The organism is Pradoshia sp. Z6_59, from assembly GCF_058267515.1.
This window is the reverse complement of sequence record NZ_JBZCPP010000003.1, coordinates 172,411-190,669: the sequence shown is the minus strand read 5'-3', so window position 1 is coordinate 190,669 and position 18,259 is coordinate 172,411. Positions and strand designations below refer to the sequence as shown.

The following is an 18,259-nucleotide window of genomic DNA, read 5'->3' as shown; positions in this document are numbered from 1 at the left end:
AAAATGTCACAAAATATTAACATTTCGCTATAGATTACTATATTCCCTTTTGGTTATTTTTTCAAGCGCTGGATATAAAAAGGATAAAAAAACTAGGAACGGTTTTACCTTTGACTTTTTTGAATATTTACTCTTATTATCTTTATATACACACTTATCCTTTAGAGGAACGTTATACCAAGATATATGGTACTATTTATTAAAGATTTATTTACAATATAGGGGGTAATCAAGTGAAAGAAGATCAAAAAGTATATGACGTAACGATCATAGGTGGAGGACCTGTAGGATTGTTCACTGCTTTCTATGGTGGTATGAGGCAAGCCTCAGTGAAAATCATCGAAAGTCTGCCCCAGCTAGGCGGACAATTATCCGCACTCTATCCTGAGAAATATATTTATGATGTAGCAGGTTTTCCTAAAATACTTGCTCAAGAATTAGTTAATAACCTAAAGGAACAAATGGCTAAGTTTGATCCAACCATTTGTCTTGAACAAGCTGTCGAGAATGTTGAAAAACAGGCAGATGGTGTTTTTAAAGTAACAACCGATAAAGAAGTTCATTATTCAAATACGATTATCATCACAGCCGGAAATGGAGCATTCCAGCCAAGGCGCCTTGAACTCGAAAATGCGTCTAGCTATGAAGGAAAGAATCTTCATTATTTTGTTGATGATTTGAATAAATTTGCCGGTAAAAAAGTCGTCGTATGTGGCGGAGGGGACTCTGCAGTAGACTGGGCATTAATGCTTGAGCCTATCGCCGAGGAAGTAACACTTGTTCATCGCCGTGATAAATTCCGTGCCCATGAACATAGTGTGGAAAATCTTAAAAACTCAAGTGTAATCATTAAGACTCCTTATATACCATCTGAATTAGTTGGCGATGGGGAAACCATTAAACAAATCGTGTTGGATGACGCAACAGGGGAACATAAAGAAACGATTGACGTTGATGCCGTATTAGTTACATTTGGTTTTGTTTCTTCACTTGGACCTATTAAAGAGTGGGGACTTAATATCGAGAAAAATTCCATCATTGTGAATAGCAAAATGGAAACTAATATACCTGGTATTTATGCAGCTGGAGATATTTGCACATATGATGGGAAAGTGAAGCTAATTGCCTGTGGATTTGGTGAAGCTCCTACGGCTATTAACAATGCAAAAGCATATATGGATCCTAAAGCAAGAATCCAACCCCTTCATAGTACAAGTATGTTTAAAGATTGATTGACTGAACTAAAACTGGTCAAGACGCATCATGCAAAATAAATAAGAGGAATTCAGAATGTAAGCTGCTATGCTCATACATTCTGAATTCCTTCTTTTTTTAGTCACAACTCACTCTCTCTTTGTATGTATATAAATTATTCCCTTACGTACTAGTAAATACCAGAGTCAGGCCCCATATGAAGCGGGTATGAGATACTAGTGAGGTGATTACAATGAATGTGTTAATTGTCGGTGCAAACAACCGCACAGGCCAGCGAGTACTTGAGCTTTTGAATAAGTCTTCTCATCAGGCATATTGTTTAGTTCATGATGAAAATCTTGCTTCACTAGTTAGAAGTCTTGGTGCTGAACCCATGTTCGGAGAAATAACCGATTCTCTCCAATTGGAGGGCATGGACGCAGTTATTTACGCAGTCGATGTAACAAATCCTAGTATTCATGATACGATCTCCCATGTGACACAGCACGGAGCTATCCACTTTATACGAGAGTGTGAAAAAGCGGGCGTAGAGCGTTTTGTCATGTTAAGCTCCATTTATGCTGACAAACCGGATGAAGCACCATGCATTCTTTATTCTTTTTTGGAGGAAACAAGAATGACGGAAAATTATTTAACTGAATCCAGTAGGTTGAAGTATACAATTGTCCGTCCAGGCAAATTGATTGATTCTGATGGCACATTTAAAATACTGGCGGCAAAATCACTCGATGATGATGGAATGATTTCACGTAATGAAGTTGCACAGGTTTTAGTTGACACATTAGAAACAGATACGACCTTTAATAAGAAATTTTATTGTATTGAAGGCCCTTATCCTATTAAGGACGCCTTGGCTGAAGTGTAATATAAAACAACTAGTCTCCCTCTCCCCGCTCTTATTGGGAGAGGTTATTTTTGTTCAGCAGGAACCTTAAAATGCCTTAGTCTCATATAAAAAAATTCCTTCTCAATAGATACCTTTTTGATCGCATCTGTTTAAGAAGGAATTCCAACTAAATCAGTATTGATTTGTTAGTTTAACATTGCTCTGGATTACCCGTAACTTTAGCTGTACGGAATGAAGACCCACAACCACATGTGGCAATGGCATTCGGATTATCAATCGTAAAACCTCCGCCGAGCATCGATTGTTTATAGTCTATACGCGTTCCAGTCAGGATGGGCGCGTCCTCTTTATTCACAAGAAAATGAATTTCATGCTGTATGGTTTCAATATCACTATCTTGCTTTTTTTGCTCAAAGTTCATGCCATACGATAAACCGCTGCACCCTCCACCATGGACGGAAACACGCAAATATGGCTGATCTTCACCGCTTTCTTTTATCATCGTATTTATTTGAAAAGCTGCTGCTTCTGTTACAATAATGACATCATTATTCATTACCATTCTTCCCCCTTATAAAAAAGTTAGAAGGAAATTAAATCCTCTATTTATTAGTATATACATTAACCGGTGTCCTCTCAACCTTAAAACTGCCCATAATATGCTGCTGTTCGCACGTTTTGAATAAGATATACACTTTTAAATAACTCTTTCCCTAAATGACTATATTATTTTATCCAAAAGATTAATTAATATTTTTTACATAAACAGCAGCGGAATGAAAGAAAATAGAAAGACGAAATTGAAAGGAGTTTCCTTTGATGCTTTCTTCCGAACAACAATCTAATCTTCAATCAAAATTAGCAAATGAAAAAAAGGAACTTGAACATCACATTTCCCTGAATAATCATTTTGGTATAGGGGAAGATGAAAATTTTTATAATTATGTAGGAGAACTCTCTACATATGATAACCATCCGGCGGATACCGCCACTGAGCTATACGAACGTGGTAAAGACCTGGCCTTAAATGAACATTTTGAGAATGAACTTAATCAGGTGAACAGAGCTTTAGAGGCAATAGAAAAAGGAACCTATGGTAAGTGTGAAATATGCGGTAAAGACATCCCTTTTGAGCGGCTTCAAGCATTACCATCTACCACTTATTGCATCGAGCACAGTACTGAACAAACTGTTTCTCACGAACGTCCAATAGAAGAGCAGGTCCTGCATCCATTATATGAAAAAAAGCATGAGACAGAAGTGAATGGCTTTGATGAAGAAGATTCATGGCAGGCTGTAGCCGAGTGGGGGAGTTCAGATACCCCATCTGATTATTATGATCCAAAAGAGCACTATGATCAGGTCTATTTAAATTCCGATGAACATATCGGATATGTGGAGGATATTGAAAATTTCGCTGGAAACGATATTGAGGGGAAAAATGTTCAAATCTATCCCACAGCTGAACTCGAGCAATTAAAGGATTTATTGGATGAAGAAGGAATCATGACATCTTTTGGAGATTTAAAACCATATGAAGAAGATCCTTATACTGAAGATACCAATGATGATGAGTAATTCTTTATACAAAAAATAGGGAAGAAATAAGCAGAGTATGCCTATCTCTTCCCTTTTTATTATATTAAAACATTGGATTTTCTTCCAGATATTCATAAATATGATCAACCAGTTCTTCCGGACTGTCCCCTGTTACGACTTCGCCATTTACAAGGGCATACATACTGGCAGAGCAAATTCCACAATAACTAAGACACCCATATTCAATAACATCCAAATTAGGATCTTTATCTAAAATCTCCATAGCGGCCTGTGAACCGCTGACAAGATTACTGACGCAAAATTCAATAATTGGTTTCATACTATTGTCACCCCTTAGCACAACCAAAATCCTACTCTAAAATGATATAATAGTCAATTAATTTAAGTGAATCAGTTACCTTTTATACTCCATTTGCAGGGAGAAGTACTAGCAAATTGTTCATGATTTAGGAAATTAGATTTGGATGAATAATGCGACTTTTCACAAATAATACACAATTCAGTTGTTATTTTTTCCTATTTTCGATATACTTTGTATGGAATTTTACAATATTGACATCTATTATGATAATTTAATATTTTTATAGCACTTTATTAAAATTAGTATTCTAGCATAGTTAAAATTAGAAAATTGTATCCCAACAAAGGAGTCGTCATTTCTATGAAAAACTTAGTCATCCTCGGTGGTGGGTATGGTGGTATGAGAATACTTAACAAGCTCACTGATCATCAATTCCCTGCAGATATTCAGGTTACTCTGGTCGATCGAGTTCCTTATCATTGTTTAAAAACCGAATTTTATGCGCTTGCCGCTGGTTCCATTTCTGACCACAATATTCGTGTATCATTCCCTCAGCACGAAAGAATTCAATATAAATACGGTGAAGTATCCTCTATCGATTTATCAAATAAGAAAGTTCTATTAAAAGATCAGGAACCGCTTACATATGATGAACTGATTATCGGCCTGGGCTGTGAGGACAATTATCATAATGTGCCTGGAGCCGCAGAATATACCTATAGCATACAGTCTATTGATAAATCTCGCAGTACCTATCAAGCACTGAATAACCTCGGACCGGGTAAAGTAGTTGCCATCATTGGCGGAGGATTAAGCGGAATTGAACTGGCTAGTGAATTGATTGAAGGACGCCCGGATTTGAATATTAAGCTTTTTGACCGCAATGAACATATTTTATCCGCATTTCCTAAAAAACTTAGTAACTATGTGGAAAGTTGGTTTCATGAACATCGCGTAGACTTAGTCCCAAACAGTAATATTACTAAGATAGAACCTAACCTGCTTTATAATGGTGACGTTTCCATTCCGTGTGATGCCATTGTTTGGACTGCTGGCATTCAGCCGGTACAGCCAGTCAGAGAACTGCCTGTTGAAAAAGACAGCGGTAACAAAATAAAACTGACAGTCCAGCACACCATCCCAGACTATCCGGATGTATTTGTCATTGGAGATTGTGCAAGCCTTGGACACGCCCCAAGTGCGCAATTGGCAGAGGGACAGGGTGAACAAATTTATCAGGTTCTGGTCAAAAAATGGGCCGGAGAACCGCTCCCTGAATCCTTCCCACCAATTAAACTGAAGGGAATACTAGGATCCCTTGGTAAAAAACATGGCTTCGGACTAATGTCTGAACGTACTATTATTACTGGCAGGATGGCGCGTTTGTTAAAGTCAGGGGTTTTGTGGATGTATAAGTATCATAATGGGTAATTAGAACCTATATTAATGCAAAAGCTTGCAGATCCTAAAAAAGGCTGCAAGCTTTATCCAAACTTATTCAACTTATTCACTTTTATATCCGTAATCCTGTAAAGCTTCAGTTATGACTTTTAATCGGGGGCTTCCTTCTCCGACTACTTTCCCGTCCAAGATGACTAAAGGATAAAAATATTCTCCTTCAGCAACTTTTGCAGCTATTTCTTTAATTTCCGGATCTTCTGGTGGGTTAAAAATATCAATGTATGTGATCGTTAATGGGTGACTTGGGAACTTTCTCGATAAGGCAGCTTGCAGCCATTCATAGGTTTCTTTTGATGATGGCATTCCAACACAGCTTGCACATATTTGTGTCGCACCGTATACATATAAATTTGCAACCGTCACCTGTTTTCCCCCTATTTTATCGCTTTTCTTTTCATCATACATAAATTTAATATAGGAAACAAATTTTAACTATAAGCTAAGGAATGTAGATAGCTTTTTTAAGGTAAAATCATTATAATATGATTAGGAAAGGAGTCGATAGCCATGGCAGAACAAGAATTATTTGGGCAAGTTCAGGAAGTACTAGATAAATTACGTCCATTTCTTCTTCGCGACGGCGGCGACTGTGAGCTGGTTGATGTGGATGATGGAATTGTAAAATTACGTCTATTAGGGGCTTGCGGAAGCTGTCCCAGCTCCACGATCACATTGAAAGCTGGCATCGAACGTGCACTTCTTGAAGAAGTTCCAGGCGTTGTTGAAGTTGAACAAGTTTTCTAATGATTAAAACACAAATAGCAGCGATTCCCCTTGATAGGGGGAATCGCTGTTTTTAGTTTGAATCCGTCAGTTGTATAGTAGAACCCGTATTGACCATCGGAACATGCAGGACATTCATCTCAGGAAACTCTCCTTTAAGACGTTCACAAATAATTGGAACGGAATGTGAAGGAGCTAGAGAAAAAATAGTTGGCCCGGCACCGCTGATCGAACTGCCATAAGCTCCTTCCTCTTTTGCTAAACGTTTAATTCTAGAATAGTGAGGAATTAACTCACTTCGATAATTTTCATGGAAATGATCTCTTTCCATCATCTCTCCAACCAGTTTCCAATCATTCGTTGCAGCAGCGGCTACCAAAATGTTTGCTGCTGCACTTGAAGACACAGCTAGAGAATGGGACAGATGAGTCGGCAATACTTCACGTGCTCTTTCAGTGTTCAATTCAAACGGAGGAATCGTTACAATTGCCCCGACATCCCCAATCGGTAATGATACAAGGGTTGATTCACGATCATTATGAATTCCGACAATCATACCACCGTAAATGGATGCACCCACATTATCTGGATGTCCTTCCTCTAAACTCGCAAATCTTAGTTTTTCTTCCTTGCTCAAATTCAGATTACAAAAGACATTGGCAAGCTCAAGCCCCGCTACAATTGCTGAAGCACTGCTGCCCAGACCTCTTGCCAACGGTATTTCACTTTTCACCATCAATCTGCAGGACGGCATCTCTGTCCCAAAATAGGCTGCTGCTTTCTTAGCCATACGAACAATATAATTACTTTCATCCGAAGGAGTATGCTTTAATTCATCTGATTGGATCATGACCATCCATTCATCCGATGGAACAGCCTCTATCGTCAAATACAAACCCAGTGCTATTCCAATTGAGTCAAATCCCGGTCCCAGATTGGCTGTACTTGCTGGTATTTTAATGCGTAACATGTCAGGCAGGTTCATGATGAGACTACACCGCCAAAGCATCTTACCAATTCTTCTTCATCGTTTTCAATAACAGTTGGCTGTATTTGACTGTACTCCACAGCCGTATTTGGGTCCTTAAGCCCGTTACCGGTTAATACTGCGACAACTGTTTGTCCCTTCTTAATTTCTCCTGTTTGCACTTGTTTATAGATACCTGCAATAGAAGCACAGGAAGCTGGTTCAGCAAATATCCCTTCTTTTTTAGCTAGTAACTGATAAGCCTTGATAATATCGTCATCATTGATTTCATCTACTTTTCCGTTTGATTCCTTTACTGCCTCAACTGCATATTCCCAACTCGCCGGATTTCCTATACGAATTGCTGTAGCAATGGTTTCCGGTTGTTCAAACACCCGATTATGTACAATCGCAGCCGCACCTTCCGCTTCGAAGCCTCTCATTTCCGGCAGACCGCTCTGGCAATGTTCATGATATTCCTTAAACCCTTTCCAATATGCTGTAATATTACCGGCATTTCCAACCGGAATTGCGAGCACATCAGGGGCTTTACCCAATTGATTACAGATCTCAAAAGCAGCTGTTTTTTGCCCTTCAATTCGGTAAGGATTCACCGAATTAACAAGTGTGATGGGAAATTTAGCACTGATGGAGCGGACCATGGTCAATGCCTGATCGAAGTTCCCTTTAATGGCATAGATTTCGGCTCCATACATAACTGCCTGAGCAAGCTTCCCCATGGCAATTTTGCCATCAGGAATAACAACAATGCAGCGCAGCCCTGATCTGGCTGCATAGGCTGCAGCTGCAGCAGATGTATTGCCTGTTGAAGCACATATAATCGTATCACTGCCCTCTTCAATGGCTTTTGCTACTGCCATCACCATTCCCCGATCTTTAAAGGAGCCTGTTGGATTGGCACCTTCATATTTAACATATAAATCAATCCCCAACTCCTTTGAAAGATTATGACAGCGAATTAACGGCGTATTCCCCTCCAACAGACTTAAATTCGGGGTCTGGTTATTCACCGGTAAAAATTCTTTAAATTCCTGCAGTAATCCATTCCAGCTCATTCTATGCTCCTCCTTCAACTCGATACGTACTTTTTATGGAGTAAACTTTTTCATTCGTTTCCAGCTCACGCAATACGTTTTCAAAATTAGCCAACGGAGCATGATGTGATACAAGTACAATTTCCGATAATTCGTTGACCTTAATTGGCAGCTGCATGATTTTCTCAAAGCTTATTCCATGGTTAGCAAAAATAGCCGTTAGCTGTGCAAAAACACCGACTTCATCCTTCACATGAATCCGCAGAAAAAACTTACTATTAATTTCTTCATTCGTTTTTAAATTTTTATCAAATTGAGGTATAACAGCACTTCGCCCGTTTACATCCAGCCTCATATTTTTCATGATGGCAACAAGATCCGATACTACAGCTGTTGCTGTTGGCAGACTGCCGGCTCCAGGTCCGTAAAACATGGTCTCACCTACTGCCTCCCCATATACATACACCGCATTATATTCGTCATTTACGGTAGCAAGAGGATGTTCCTCCGGTAAAAGGGTTGGTTGGACGCTCACTTCTACTTTATTTTCGCTTCGATTGGCAAACCCAAGCAGCTTCATAGTGTATCCAAGCCTTTTGCAGAGCTCTAGGTCCGCATCAGAAACAGTTGTAATCCCCTGTACCTTCACATCTTCCAATCCAATATTCATTGAAAATCCCAAGGTTGCCAGAATCGCCATTTTTCTTGCTGCATCTAAGCCCTCTACATCGGCAGTTGGATCTGCTTCAGCAAAGCCAAGATCCTGTGCTTCCTTTAAAGCTTCCTGATAAGAGACCTTTTCCTTGATCATTTTCGTCATAATATAATTCGTAGTACCATTTACAATGCCCATTATTTTTGTAATATGGTCTGACGCAAGTCCATCTACTAAGCTTCGTAAAATAGGGATTCCTCCAGCCACACTTGCCTCATAAAATAAATCACAGCCATTCTCTGAAGCAGTTCGCAATAAATCTGGTCCATAGGCTGCCATCAAATCTTTATTAGCTGTTACTATATGTTTTTTATTATGTAAAGCCTGCATCAGCAACAAGTAGGTATCTTCCACACCGCCTATTACCTCAATTACGATATCTATTTCAGGATCAGAAATGATGTCCTTTGCGGAAGTCGTTAAAAGTTCGGATGATACATCCATTGCTCTATCTTTATATTTATCTTTAACGAGGATTCTTTTAATCTCTACCGGGCAACCAACCTGATGCATCAGTTTTTCCTGGTGATTTTGAATGATTTGTACCACACCTGTTCCGACAGTTCCCAGTCCCAGTAATCCAATTGTAATTGGTTTCACCCTATCTCCCCCTCTTTGTCTACCATAAAAATACATTTGTTTTCCTATAAAAGACATTATAAGTTTAAATATACCTGTTTACAACTTAAATTAACTAAAAATTATAATAATTTTAACTTATCATCCCATTATACACAATATTCTAAAAATATTTTTGAATTCTAACCAAATCACCTTTACTGCTATTAAATGAGTAAATCTTCTTGTGGATGCGAATTTTTATTCAGCAAATAATCACCTCTTATTAGCATGCTAACTAAGATATAGAAAGAAGATTTTTTCATTATCAAAGCGTTGGATTTCACATAGATTGCAAGGGATTAGGATTAGTCGGTATGGGAGAAAGCCTTTTAATATGCTCATCAACCACTATTTGTACGTATTATAAATGGAAGTCGGTGTACACTTAATGAATGACAAATCAATGGATAAAACGGAACTGACTGCAAGACAATGGCTAAAGGATCGTGGCGTATCAGTAAAAGATATCGGTGAATTAGTTATGTATCTCCAGCATAAATACCATGATGATTTGCAATTGGAAGATTGTATTTACAACGTGGAACGCGTTCTTTCAAAACGCGAGGTTCAAAATGCCATTTTAACCGGCATTCAGTTAGATATGTTAGCTGAAAAGGGCCTATTGGAGGAACCAATACAATCTATTATTGGTATCGATGAAGGTTTGTATGGCGTGGATGAGATTCTTGCATTAAGCATTGTTAATGTATATGGCTCGATTGGCTTTACCAACTATGGATATGTAGATAAGCTTAAACCCGGTATCCTGAAGCGATTAAATGATAAATCAACCGGAGAATGCCATACCTTTCTAGATGATATTGTCGGAGCCATCGCAGCTGCTGCCTCAAGCCGGCTGGCACACCGTATTGAAAACGTGGAGTAAAGAAATTAAAGAAGGCTCACACTCGAGAATTAATCATGAGTTATGAGCCCTTTTTTCAGATTAAATAGTCCATTGATCCAATGAATCAATTGTGTAAGTTGGCTTGCGGTCATACCCTTTTAAATGTTCTCTGGTCGTAACACCAGTATGAACAAGCAATGTATCAACCCCAGCATTCATACCAGCCATAATATCCGTATCATAGTTGTCTCCAACCATCAACGTATCTTCTTTAGATACACCAAGCACCTTCATCGCCTGCTCCATAATGATTGATTCAGGCTTTCCGATAAATATAGGCTCCGTTTGAGTGGACACAGTAACAACGGATGTTAAGGACCCATTACCTGGTAAGAGACCTCGCTCAGTTGGAATGGCTATATCAGCATTTGTAGAAATGAATGTTGCTCCATTACGGACTGCAAGGCAGGCAACCGATAGTTTTTCATATGTAATTCCACGATCAATTCCAGTAATCACAAAATCAGCATCTTCATTCTTAAAGGTAAATCCTTTTTCTTTACAGGCTTCAATGATACCGTCTTCCCCAATAATGAAAACAGATGCATCCTGTTTTTTCTCATATATATAATTTGCTGTAGCCATACTTGTTGTAAAAACTTGCTCACCTGTAGCAGGAATGTCAAATTGGCGCAGCTTTTCAGCTACCTGCTCAGGAGTACGTGATGAATTATTCGTTACAAATAAATAAGGAATTTCTTGTCTTTTCAGTTCCTGCACAAAATGGACAGCCTCCAAAATTCGTTCTGTCCCCTTATACATTGTTCCGTCTAAATCAATTAAATAACCTTTATACTTTTTCATACGCATTGTTCTCTCCTGGACGTGTTAGATTTACTTCATTTACTTTACCACAGTAGCATTCAATCGAAAAGCAGAAGCCCGTCTAATTCTCTCCTGATGCTAATTAGAACATACCCAAAAAAATTTAATCCTCTTTTTCTACTTTTAAGCCTTGGATTTGGCCAATTAACTTCCTATAAAATTCTGAACGAATGGAAAATCCGCCGAATTCCTCATGTGTAGTACAGGTAAACCATGCAAAATTGTTCTTTATAAAGGTCAGATCTTCCGGCAATTTTGGAGCTACCCAATCATATAAAGAGTGCGATAATGTTTGCATTAGTTTACACGAATCTCTATTAGCTTCCATGACATACACCGTTGCAGGGGGACCTAATGTAATGGTATTTGCCCATTCTTTTGTTTGATAGGTTTCAAGCAAATGAGGCTTAAATTGTTCAAGTATCTCTTGTTTATAAGTTAATTCCTTCCGTGTTATAAAATAGAATGTGTCCGAGTAATCGCATAAGACTTCCAATAATTGTCGATAAGTATGACCCAAAGGATTTTCAGTCAAGTTCCAGAATTCCATCATAGCACCTTCTTTTATCAGGGAATTTAAAATTCAAAAGTACCCATAATGTCTAACTCGAACGGTTATCACAATCAGTAAAAAAACGATAAGCATCCTGCTCATCGTTTATGTACGTATCATTTTTCATATGGTTTAAAAGCTGTTACGACACCCAATTCAGTTTCAATATAGTTTCTTACACATGCAGGGAATTGTTGAATAGTATTCAGGTTTTCATATACTGCTTTTTGCAGTTGCTCGTGATGAATAGCTGTGTAGTCTTGTACGAGTTCTTTTCTGTATGGGAGCAATGCTTTTAGATCAATCTCCATCGCTGTATCAATCACTTTTTCATCCAGCAGAATATCGATTATGTCTTCATAGCTGCCTGGATCTCTCATAATAAAACCATCTATCATTGAATTTCCGACATCCAAAACAGCATCAATGATAGTTTGAAAAATACGCTCTAATGCCAGCTTCTCAATAACCGATTCAGTCCATTCTCCTTTACTTTTCAGAAGATTTGTCTGAGTTTCTAAATATAGCAGTTTATCCTCAATTGCTTCTCGATCTACGAAGTACATCCTGTATTCCTCCTCATCAATCTCACCACATAAACGATCCATATTTAAGCTTAAATGGTTGCTAATGAAAGTTCAAGAAATTGGGGTCTCCCATAAAAATAGCCCTGAGCAAGGTCTACCTTATTCCGTACCATCACCATAGCTTCATCTTCATTTTCTATTCCTTCTGCAACGACAAGAGAACCAGTTTCCTTAGCAATGAGCAGCAGACCCTTAAGCATAGATTCTTTCACACGGTTCGAATGAATATTTTGTATAACAGTACGATCGATTTTTATGATATCCGGCAATACTTCTCCGATAATATGCAAACTTGCATATCCAGCTCCCGTATCATCAATTGCTATTCTAATTCCAAGTGAACGTAAATAGCTGACATTAGATCTTAGTAGGTGAACTCCTTCAATCGAATCTCTCTCTGTTATTTCAAACACAACCATGGAAGGGTCAATCTCATATTTTTTTAATAGCATCTCTACATGTCCAGGAAAATTACGCTCTCCCATTGTAATTGGTGTAAAATTAATATAGATATCACCCTCTATATCCGTCATTTGGATGTGTTGAAATACCTTTTCCAACACAATCATTTCAAGAGTAAACAATCTGCCAGTTTGTTTAGCGACTGCAAATAACGTTAACGGGTTTTCAAGCTTTGTTCCAGCCGGTCCTCTCGATAGCATTTCCCATGCTTTAACCTTACCCGTTCCTACATCTAAGATAGCCTGTGACATCAAGCGAATCGATTTATCATGGATAATACCTGTAAGCTGATGAATCATATCATTATAATCTGGCTCTACCTCATTACGAGCCATTGAATGAGCTAAAACGAAGGCCCGATTAATCGTTGTTTCAATATTTTTATAGGTACGGTCACAGTACATATATCCATGTCCGATCGTAAGCTCAATTGGCGAATATCTATATATGTGAGATTCCTGTACAGACTGGTGTATATTCCCTATGATATTATCCAATGGGTCCGTTCCTGGTGTGCACAAGGGACTCCTTACATACAAAACAATGCTATCCTGATTAAAATCTTGTACCCCTATAATATTTGTTTTACAAATATATTTTTTAATCGCTATTTCAAATTCTTTTTTTATATCATGAAAGAAGGAGTAATAGGCTTGCTCACCAGCCATTTCCTTTAATTCATCCATTTTGCTTATATGGAATACAACGATCGCAATTTCAATTTGATTCCCAAATGCTTTCTTTATCCTTGATACAATTGGGTTTCTTATTGTAAATTTCGGAGGATAGAACAGAAGTCTCGAATCAGGAAGAAAAATGGACATCCACTTACTCCATTTTGTTCCTCCATTATTGGAATGAACCATATTACACAATCCTCTCACAAAAGCATAGTTGGGATTTAACACTCGGAAATTTAAACTTTCAATATATTCCTATTATATCCTTTTTTTAAAATTTTTGTTGAAAAATGTTAGAATAGAACTTGAAATATTCGGTCTAAAAGCCACAGGATTTAGTAAATTAAATGATAATAAAAAAATGGAGGAACCCATATGTCCGAACGATTTTTTCTTTATGATGATACGTATGATACAAAAACTAGATTTGTCAGTTTCATGGGTGAAAACAGCAGGATTGACCTTACTTTAACCAGAACCGATCGTTTCTATGGAAAAACACTCGTGTTGGATATGCAAGGGAACCGTTTTGCCATTATTGGCCCAGATGATTTAGAGGAACCCGGCTATTTGGAATATGCTTTTTCTATAACGAGTGATGAGGCGTCGGAGTGGAAGAAATTCTTAGACGAGGTCATCTAATTTTGCACAGCGGTTAAAAGTAAAGCCCTCAATTACGAAGAATCGGGGGCTTACCACTTACTTTTTAGTTTTCTTTAAAATAAAGTACGAACAGCCAAAATTACAGTATTCATACAGATATTCTTTGATGGTACTTATTTTATTATCGTAGGATGCTTTCTGATTCTGGTCATCAAAAAAACCTTTAAGGCGAAGTTGCCCATATCCCCAATCTCCAAGAATATAGTCATAACGGTTCAATATCTCACTAAAACGGCTTTTAAAGGTCTCTTCATTAAATCCGTCTCCATGTTCTTCAACAATCTCATATTGAGTGTTATTAATGGTAATCATTTGTTCACCTCTTACTCATTTATTCCGTAATTTGTTTCCTTATTATATCATTCCCCACATATAACCATGAAGTTTTTTATTTATGAGTCAGATTTCTATAGTCCTAATATTTTCTTTATTATGTTTACCCACTGTTAGTATAATGAGCTACCTTACAATTTTATAATCACTTTCCAATTTCCTACTTAAATAATCATCCTTATTTATCGGTATACTAACGAACAGTAAAGGAGTGTTCCAAATGTTCTATCGTATATTGATTCTATTCATTCTGGCTGCTTATATTACCCCCTGCATACCTGTGCAAGCATCGGCCAGTCAAGATGAGCAGCAACTATTAAACAAACGGATGGAAATGTACAAACGAGTAGAAGACTCCACCCAACTCCCTTGGTACTATATAGCTGCTTTTGATCAATATGAGCGAAGTATCAGATTGGCTCGAAAAGACCTCTCGGATCCAAATACACTTGGTATTTTAATTCCGGCTGATAAGTGGACCGGAATTTCAAATCCAAATAGTAGTGACACTAATCCTTTAACCATTTCATTTTTTGGTGGCATGGGGATTGATGGCGATCAAGATGGTAAAGCAGATCGCTTTAATGAATATGATCAATTAGCTGCGATAAATCAATATTTGCTATCCTATGGAGTAGATAAAGATAACTTCCGTATCGGTATATGGGAATACTATAAAAGAGATCGAGCAGTAAGTATTATTATGAGCAATGCTCAATTATTTAAAAAACATCAAACCATCGATTTGCAGAAAAAAGCTTTTCCTGTTCCGCTTGGCAGCCATTATACATATACAAGCACATGGGGAGTTGCCCGTGGCTGGGGTGGCCGTCGTTCTCATGAAGGTACAGATATTTTTGCAGGCTACGGTGTACCCGTAAGATCCACCTGTTATGGAATTATAGAGCTAAAGGGCTGGAATAAATTTGGTGGGTGGAGAATCGGTATTCGTGATATCAATAACACCTATCATTATTTTGCACACCTAAATGGATTTGCAAAAGGGATTGAGGTTGGTCAATTAGTTGAACCTGGTACCCTCCTTGGAGGCGTTGGCAGCTCTGGTTATGGTCCCCCCGGTACATCCGGAAAATTCCCTCCCCATCTTCATTATGGAATGTATAAAGAAAACGGCCTAACTGAATGGTCCTTTAATCCATATCCATATTTAAAGCTTTGGGAAAGAGCTGAAAAAGCTGCGAAGGCAAAGTAAACAGAGGGAACGGCTTGAGTTCTTGTATTAAACAAGAACCAAGCCTTTTACCTTTTTATTCCATATGCTGGATCATGAAAAGACAAGTCAGACTCCTATTTTGCGGGTAGTTGAATAGCAGGGGATCCCCCTGTCCCGCTGCCGTTGAAATAAGTAGGTACATGACCGGACACGACTCTCATTCCCATTGGAATAGTGGTTTTAATCTTCGTCGGCTTTGAAGCAAATGGGATAATAACCTGAGCATGAACTTCAACCTCTAAATAGACCTTAATGAGGGCATTATTGATTCCGTATGGCTCTAGGGTCGTTTTGACATCACTTTGAATATCACTGATTGTTTCCATTTCTACCGGGATTTTTGGCCCAAGATTACCAAGCAAGGCGTTATTCGTTGCTTTCCCGAGCGGTACCTCATGTATAATTCCCTTTGAACCATTTTCCTTCACCATTACTCGATCCTTCAAATAGTCAAAGGATGATAAATGACCATTTTCTATTTCACTTAATTGATTTTGGATAAGCAAAGAGGTTTCCGAGCGAATTCTATTAATAATTTCTGTGTTAAACTGGATTCCATCCACAGCTATATCGTCTCCCTGCTTGGGTATATCTGTGATAATTTTGTCCATATCATTATGTTTGGAAAGAGTTTCTTTAATCGCTTGATTAATAACCAAGCTGGTAAGTTTTTTCGTTTCAGATTCTGCATAACGCATCAATGTAGGTTCAATAGCCGCATTCACGATCCAAAGACTGATTAAACTCGTTCCCATAAAGAACAAAAATGTTATAAGAATGACATGCTTAACCGGCAAGGGACCCCGCATAATAGATCGTTTCCTTTTAATCCGTTTACGCCTATACATAAAAAATCCCCTCCTTACAAGTATACCTATGCTTGTAAGAAGAGGTTTATTAGCTTAATTTCATTGTATGATTGCTGAAGGTTGTATCACATTTTTTAATGGTTATATCCAGCTGTATTTTCAAATCAACTTCATATCTAAATGGGAGCTGCTCACCATTTCTTTCATACACTTCTATGACGGGGCGATCACTGTAGCCTGCATTCTGCCTAGATACGATTCCTTTGCGTCCATCATTTAATTCAACAGTGATGCCGACTGGATAAATGGCAATCGACCTCTTGAATGCATCTACAATTTCCTGATCAAATTTAGTACCTGTACCTGCATACAACAGTTCCAGAGCTTCACTTGGCAGCATCGCTTCCCGATACACACGATTGGATGTAACAGCATCAAAAACATCTGCTACAGCGATAATTTTAGCCATGTATAAAATTTCATTGTTTTTTAGTCCTCGAGGATACCCACTGCCATCAAGCCGTTCATGATGCTGATATGCACAATGAGCCACGAGCAATGAAAGATTGTGGACCTGTCTAAGTATATTGAATCCTTCTTCCGAATGTCGTTTAATAATTTGAAACTCACTTTCCAGAAGTTTTCCTGGTTTAAAGAGGATTTCTTCCGGAACGGCCATTTTCCCCACATCATGGAGGATTGAACCAAGTCCTAATGTTTTTAATACATCTGGCTTTAATTTTAATTCCAGACCAATGGCCAGTGAATATAGTGCCACGTTTAAGGAGTGGTTAAAAACATAATTGTCAAATGCATAGATATCAGTAATAATATGAAATAAATCCTGATGTCCTTTTAATTCTGCTGTCAGTTGATCAACCAGCTTTGACATGGTCAAAGCAGCCTTTTCTATGACTATACTTTTAGATTGCTTGACTTCATTCTTCATATTATCAAAGGTATCTTTAATTGTTACAATAGCTCCTCTTCGGATTTTATCAGAAATAATATCCTCAGGAATTATATGACTGGTTTCTATATCATCAATATATACATATGGAATATTATATTTCTGCAGCCGTTTAATCTGCCAGTCTGTAATTTGCACACCCTTATTAAGCAGGGTACGCCCCTTGATATCAACGATTGGCTTTCCTAGAACGGCACCCGAAGTTAAATAAGCTGTCTGAACGATTCTCATTTTTATACCTCTGTTTAGGAAAAGATTTAATGTCTATAATTTGACATCTTATCCTATATTATAACAGATTAAGTTGAAATTATTTTCAAATTTTGGAATTTATTATAAAAACTTGTTTGTTAATCACACTATTCCATTAGTTGGTTAACATAAGAAAAGAGCATCCCCCTTAGGAGTTGCTCTACATAAATTGGATCGCATCTTTTCCAAGCATTCCTGGAAAAATCCCTCTTCTTTTGGCTTCTTCCGTTACTGATTCGAGCGGAGCATTCAATAATTCCTCCAGGGTACGTACACCTACCGCTCTTCCGGCAATAATCCTACGTTCGTTGAGCCTTTCATTCAATAACCCAATATCCAGTGCTCCGCACATAATATATCCCTTCTGTCCGGCAATTGCCAGTAGAGATGTCTTTGGAAGCTGTACACTCACACCCTTATATAATTTGCCGTCTATTTCAAAGGGCACCAATTCAATCATGAGCACCACCCCTTATTCCAGTACCATTCATAAAGTATATGGCTGTTCACCCTAAAAAA

General features: G+C 38.1%; 22 protein-coding genes. 8 read left to right on the top strand and 14 right to left on the bottom strand.

The features are described from left to right. Positions 1-233 precede the first annotated feature (233 nt). Positions 234-1,232 (top strand): NAD(P)/FAD-dependent oxidoreductase, encoded by a 999-nt coding sequence (locus AC4D4B_RS04985; RefSeq protein WP_490999319.1) that lies wholly within the window; start codon positions 234-236, stop codon positions 1,230-1,232. 215 nt (positions 1,233-1,447) lie between these two features. Beyond that, a complete protein-coding gene (locus AC4D4B_RS04980) occupies positions 1,448-2,080 on the top strand; it encodes an NAD(P)H-binding protein (protein ID WP_490999318.1) in 633 nt (210 codons plus the stop codon). Between the two features lie 172 nt (positions 2,081-2,252). Here the strand turns inward: AC4D4B_RS04980 and AC4D4B_RS04975 are convergent, their stop codons facing one another. Beyond that, positions 2,253-2,618, bottom strand: coding sequence for a HesB/IscA family protein (locus tag AC4D4B_RS04975; protein WP_066106916.1), 366 nt, complete (start codon positions 2,616-2,618; stop codon positions 2,253-2,255). Between the two features lie 263 nt (positions 2,619-2,881). Between AC4D4B_RS04975 and AC4D4B_RS04970 the strand changes: the two genes are divergently transcribed. Next, positions 2,882-3,640 (top strand): TraR/DksA C4-type zinc finger protein, encoded by a 759-nt coding sequence (locus AC4D4B_RS04970; protein ID WP_490994771.1) that lies wholly within the window; start codon positions 2,882-2,884, stop codon positions 3,638-3,640. 64 nt (positions 3,641-3,704) lie between these two features. On the opposite strand, the gene AC4D4B_RS04965 is transcribed toward AC4D4B_RS04970, so the two are convergent. Beyond that, positions 3,705-3,941, bottom strand: a complete 237-nt coding sequence (locus AC4D4B_RS04965; RefSeq protein ID WP_066106566.1) for a YuzB family protein — start codon at positions 3,939-3,941, stop codon at positions 3,705-3,707. Positions 3,942-4,283: 342 nt separating this feature from the next. Here AC4D4B_RS04965 and AC4D4B_RS04960 point away from each other — a divergent pair, with 342 nt between their 5' ends. Continuing rightward, complete coding sequence (locus AC4D4B_RS04960) at positions 4,284-5,354, top strand: NAD(P)/FAD-dependent oxidoreductase (protein ID WP_490999317.1); 1,071 nt, start codon at positions 4,284-4,286, stop codon at positions 5,352-5,354. A 72-nt stretch (positions 5,355-5,426) separates the two neighbouring features. Here the strand turns inward: AC4D4B_RS04960 and AC4D4B_RS04955 are convergent, their stop codons facing one another. Further along, complete coding sequence (locus AC4D4B_RS04955; RefSeq protein WP_490999316.1) at positions 5,427-5,789, bottom strand: YuzD family protein; 363 nt, start codon at positions 5,787-5,789, stop codon at positions 5,427-5,429. A gap of 102 nt (positions 5,790-5,891) precedes the next feature. Between AC4D4B_RS04955 and AC4D4B_RS04950 the strand changes: the two genes are divergently transcribed. Then, positions 5,892-6,128, top strand: a complete 237-nt coding sequence (locus AC4D4B_RS04950; RefSeq protein WP_066106557.1) for a NifU family protein — start codon at positions 5,892-5,894, stop codon at positions 6,126-6,128. A gap of 52 nt (positions 6,129-6,180) precedes the next feature. On the opposite strand, the gene thrB is transcribed toward AC4D4B_RS04950, so the two are convergent. Genes thrB through AC4D4B_RS04935 form a run of 3 tightly spaced genes read right to left on the bottom strand, consistent with a single transcriptional unit; the run spans position 6,181 to position 9,444 of the window. Continuing rightward, complete coding sequence (gene thrB / locus AC4D4B_RS04945) at positions 6,181-7,092, bottom strand: homoserine kinase (protein WP_490999315.1); 912 nt, start codon at positions 7,090-7,092, stop codon at positions 6,181-6,183. Further along, complete coding sequence (thrC, locus tag AC4D4B_RS04940) at positions 7,089-8,150, bottom strand: threonine synthase (RefSeq protein WP_490999314.1); 1,062 nt, start codon at positions 8,148-8,150, stop codon at positions 7,089-7,091. Before thrC ends, thrB begins: the two co-directional genes overlap by 4 nt. A gap of 1 nt (position 8,151) precedes the next feature. After that, entirely contained in the window at positions 8,152-9,444 is a 1,293-nt protein-coding gene (locus tag AC4D4B_RS04935; RefSeq protein ID WP_490999313.1) for a homoserine dehydrogenase, read from the bottom strand. A 409-nt stretch (positions 9,445-9,853) separates the two neighbouring features. On the opposite strand from AC4D4B_RS04935, the gene AC4D4B_RS04930 reads away from it, so the two are divergent. Then, on the top strand, positions 9,854-10,351 hold the full coding sequence (locus AC4D4B_RS04930) for a phosphatidylglycerophosphatase A family protein (protein WP_490994777.1): 498 nt from the start codon (positions 9,854-9,856) through the stop codon (positions 10,349-10,351). Between the two features lie 60 nt (positions 10,352-10,411). Here the strand turns inward: AC4D4B_RS04930 and AC4D4B_RS04925 are convergent, their stop codons facing one another. The 4 genes from AC4D4B_RS04925 to AC4D4B_RS04910 all read right to left on the bottom strand — a co-directional run bounded on the left by AC4D4B_RS04925 (position 10,412) and on the right by AC4D4B_RS04910 (position 13,665). Continuing rightward, the gene (locus tag AC4D4B_RS04925) at positions 10,412-11,176 is read right to left on the bottom strand and encodes a TIGR01457 family HAD-type hydrolase (protein WP_490994778.1); all 765 of its coding nucleotides are present in this window, start codon (positions 11,174-11,176) and stop codon (positions 10,412-10,414) included. Between the two features lie 124 nt (positions 11,177-11,300). Continuing rightward, positions 11,301-11,747, bottom strand: a complete 447-nt coding sequence (locus tag AC4D4B_RS04920) for a hypothetical protein (protein WP_490999312.1) — start codon at positions 11,745-11,747, stop codon at positions 11,301-11,303. 119 nt (positions 11,748-11,866) lie between these two features. Beyond that, positions 11,867-12,316 carry a DUF86 domain-containing protein gene (locus tag AC4D4B_RS04915; protein ID WP_490994780.1) on the bottom strand — a complete coding sequence of 150 codons (450 nt, stop codon included), beginning with the start codon at positions 12,314-12,316 and terminating at the stop codon, positions 11,867-11,869. A 50-nt stretch (positions 12,317-12,366) separates the two neighbouring features. After that, a complete protein-coding gene (locus AC4D4B_RS04910) occupies positions 12,367-13,665 on the bottom strand; it encodes an EAL domain-containing protein (protein ID WP_490999311.1) in 1,299 nt (432 codons plus the stop codon). Between the two features lie 189 nt (positions 13,666-13,854). Between AC4D4B_RS04910 and AC4D4B_RS04905 the strand changes: the two genes are divergently transcribed. Continuing rightward, complete coding sequence (locus tag AC4D4B_RS04905) at positions 13,855-14,121, top strand: DUF3055 domain-containing protein (RefSeq protein ID WP_490999310.1); 267 nt, start codon at positions 13,855-13,857, stop codon at positions 14,119-14,121. A gap of 57 nt (positions 14,122-14,178) precedes the next feature. Here AC4D4B_RS04905 and AC4D4B_RS04900 read toward each other — a convergent pair whose 3' ends face one another. Next, entirely contained in the window at positions 14,179-14,454 is a 276-nt protein-coding gene (locus AC4D4B_RS04900; protein WP_066106535.1) for a YutD family protein, read from the bottom strand. Between the two features lie 241 nt (positions 14,455-14,695). On the opposite strand from AC4D4B_RS04900, the gene AC4D4B_RS04895 reads away from it, so the two are divergent. Further along, a complete protein-coding gene (locus AC4D4B_RS04895; protein WP_490994783.1) occupies positions 14,696-15,688 on the top strand; it encodes a M23 family metallopeptidase in 993 nt (330 codons plus the stop codon). Positions 15,689-15,783: 95 nt separating this feature from the next. Here AC4D4B_RS04895 and yunB read toward each other — a convergent pair whose 3' ends face one another. The 3 genes from yunB to AC4D4B_RS04880 form a co-directional block, all read right to left on the bottom strand. Next, a complete protein-coding gene (gene yunB / locus AC4D4B_RS04890) occupies positions 15,784-16,557 on the bottom strand; it encodes a sporulation protein YunB (protein ID WP_490999309.1) in 774 nt (257 codons plus the stop codon). 49 nt (positions 16,558-16,606) lie between these two features. Beyond that, the gene (locus AC4D4B_RS04885) at positions 16,607-17,719 is read right to left on the bottom strand and encodes an HD-GYP domain-containing protein (protein WP_490994785.1); all 1,113 of its coding nucleotides are present in this window, start codon (positions 17,717-17,719) and stop codon (positions 16,607-16,609) included. A 181-nt stretch (positions 17,720-17,900) separates the two neighbouring features. Further along, the gene (locus AC4D4B_RS04880; RefSeq protein ID WP_490994786.1) at positions 17,901-18,200 is read right to left on the bottom strand and encodes a YunC family protein; all 300 of its coding nucleotides are present in this window, start codon (positions 18,198-18,200) and stop codon (positions 17,901-17,903) included. Positions 18,201-18,259 lie beyond the last annotated feature (59 nt).